At 42.9% G+C, this 2,382-nt stretch carries 2 protein-coding genes; both read right to left on the bottom strand.

Going from position 1 to position 2,382, the window contains the following annotated elements:
- Positions 1–190 precede the first annotated feature (190 nt).
- A complete protein-coding gene (locus tag BC792_RS18200) occupies positions 191–955 on the bottom strand; it encodes a murein L,D-transpeptidase catalytic domain family protein (RefSeq protein WP_170250087.1) in 765 nt (254 codons plus the stop codon).
- 69 nt (positions 956–1,024) lie between these two features.
- A complete protein-coding gene (locus BC792_RS18195) occupies positions 1,025–2,056 on the bottom strand; it encodes a L,D-transpeptidase (RefSeq protein ID WP_148910440.1) in 1,032 nt (343 codons plus the stop codon).
- Positions 2,057–2,382 lie beyond the last annotated feature (326 nt).

Raw genomic sequence — 2,382 nt, 5'->3', positions numbered from 1 at the left:
CCCTCAGTAAAACAATTAAAAAACAAACTTCCAGAAACCCTTTAAACAAAAATGACCGAGTAAGGGAACACCTATACTCAGTCATTTCTTTAAATATCATTAAAAAATTGAGGCTTTTTCAGTGCCCTCTCCGATAGATCTGGCTTTTTTATTCCTCTTTCAAGGCTTTAAGAAAATGTAACGTTGCCTGTTAATTCAAATTATCAAGGCTGTCTATGCCTCCGTCACGCTGAGCGAGCAGCCCCGAAGAAGGTAACGACTGGAACACTTTGGAAGAAGCCATGTATTGTTCATTATCGGCATAAATATACAGGAGCGTTCCGTCTTTGATGGTGTTGATGATGGGTTTCGTAAGCGCACGCGGAAGCGCTGGGCAACCATAACTCCGTCCCAGTCTCCCTGTAGCTTTTATTACGGACTCACTGCAATAGTCGGCTCCATGTATTACTACAGCACGCGCTTTCGCCTGATCATTAATTCCCTTTTCCAAGCCGTCGAGGACCAGCGAATATCCGTTGCCGCCCTGATAGGTGTTCTCTGTCAGAAAGAACCCAAGCGAACTTTGGTAGGATCCATGTCGGTTCGAAAAGGATTTCGCATATTTTTCGCCGGAATTACGTCCATGGGAAACAATTGTATGAAACAAAACCTTTTCTTTTTCCATATCCAAAACAACCATCCTCTTATCCGTCGATGGAAGCGTAAAATCTATGACGGTCAAGACGCCCGCTTTCTTGGGACGCAACGTATGGTATCCATGCAACGCTTGTTCGAATGCTTCGAATTTTAGAATAGATTGGAGATGCATCCGGTCATATAAAAGCTGGGCTTCCGATTTGACTTCTTCTTTTTCTATGGAGATAGGTTTAGGTGTTTCGGTTTTTGAATGTGTCAGCGTTGTCGGTATATAACTCACAAAAACCCCCGTCAACACTATAAATATTAAACTACGCATAGGCACAAAATTTTATCCAAAACAAAAATACTAATAATTTGAGCAAAATAATGTTAAATAATGTAAATATCAATCAATTACGACGACCAGCGAGTTGTATTTCCTCGCCCAGTCAAAGACGAACTTAGCGTGAGAGGAGGCATTGCGCACACACATATGTGAGCGCGGAATCGTACCTAATGACCAGCTGTATTCAATAATTGCACCTTTCGGATTGTTTACCGGAACACCATGTACGTATGCGCCATTCGTAAAACGGCTCGCATACGGGGCGAACCCCTCTATAGAGGTTGTTCCGTCTTTGTAATAATACATTTTTTCTTTCTTTTCCTGCACGACGAAAATCCCGGTGGGGGTTTCCTGTGCATAGGGCGGCTTATGTCGCCCGGTAGTGGCCGGATTCATACTTTTGATTACCCATTCGCAGTCGCCGGTACGCTCAACCGTCAAGATATTCTGATTGGTAACGTCTACGAACACCACGCGGTGAAAGGTTACGGTATCGCCTATACGTTTGATATAGCGCTTCGGAACCTCCCACGTGCCATCGAAAGATACACCTTCCAGCTTAACAAAGTCCACCGTGTCGCTGCTTAGCAGCTTTACAAGAGAGCCGTCGCGGCCGTACAGCGTAGGAGCGTCAACCTCGCCGACAGCGTATAGCGGCACCGACTGGTAGCGTTCCGTGCCGAGCGAATCCGATATACGAGTATATTCATTTCTATGGAATTTCTTTACTAACGGCGCCTCCTTATTCTTATTTTTATGGTTCTGAAGTATGCCGTAGGTGGCGGGCGTGCGCTGAAAATTTTCTACAAAGGCCAGACGCTCTTTTACTTTATCTAACTGAAAACGTCGGCTCGTATCTTTATACGGGTAGGTTTCCTCGAGCGTGTGCTTATCAAACGCTAGCTCCTTATTTAATGTGATGTCTTCAGCCGTCCTCGGCCTTTTCCTTGCTTCCTCTTCGGCTTTTCTTATAGTTTCCAGCGAATCCCGTCGCCGCTGTGCTGTATCGTCCGTTTTTGTTTCTTTCTTTGGGTTGCATGCGACCAGCGCCACACAGCTAAAAAAAAGTGTAAGCTTTGCGTATACGCTCATATACGTGGTTTAATAGTTTTAATAGTGTTTAATAGACTGATTCGAACATACACAAAAAAGACGAATTTACACAGCCGCCGCGGATGTATGTTTCCTGTTTCATTCTATAACATTATAGCCAATAAAATGTTTAGACACACGATTCTTTTTTAAAATATTGTTTGGTATGTAACAAAATGACTGTACAATGTATTATATTCGTATAGACACCAGTTATAAATGAAATGGTTTCATTAGTGTCCCATTAAAATCGGGACGTTTTAAAAATTAAATAAATTTGGCCCATTAAGGTCCGTTCGTTCTTTGTCATATTGAAATTTAGTTTT

The organism is Sphingobacterium allocomposti, assembly GCF_008124885.1.
In the GTDB taxonomy this organism is placed as follows: domain Bacteria; phylum Bacteroidota; class Bacteroidia; order Sphingobacteriales; family Sphingobacteriaceae; genus Sphingobacterium; species Sphingobacterium allocomposti.
This window is presented reverse-complemented; position numbering and strand designations above follow the sequence as displayed.

What these genes read in the sequence shown, in the direction of transcription:
- BC792_RS18200 (WP_170250087.1), bottom strand. Translation starts at nt 955, where the DNA reads ATGCGTAGTTTAATATTTATAGTGTTGACGGGGGTTTTTGTGAGTTAT.
- BC792_RS18195 (WP_148910440.1), bottom strand. Translation starts at nt 2,056, where the DNA reads ATGAGCGTATACGCAAAGCTTACACTTTTTTTTAGCTGTGTGGCGCTG.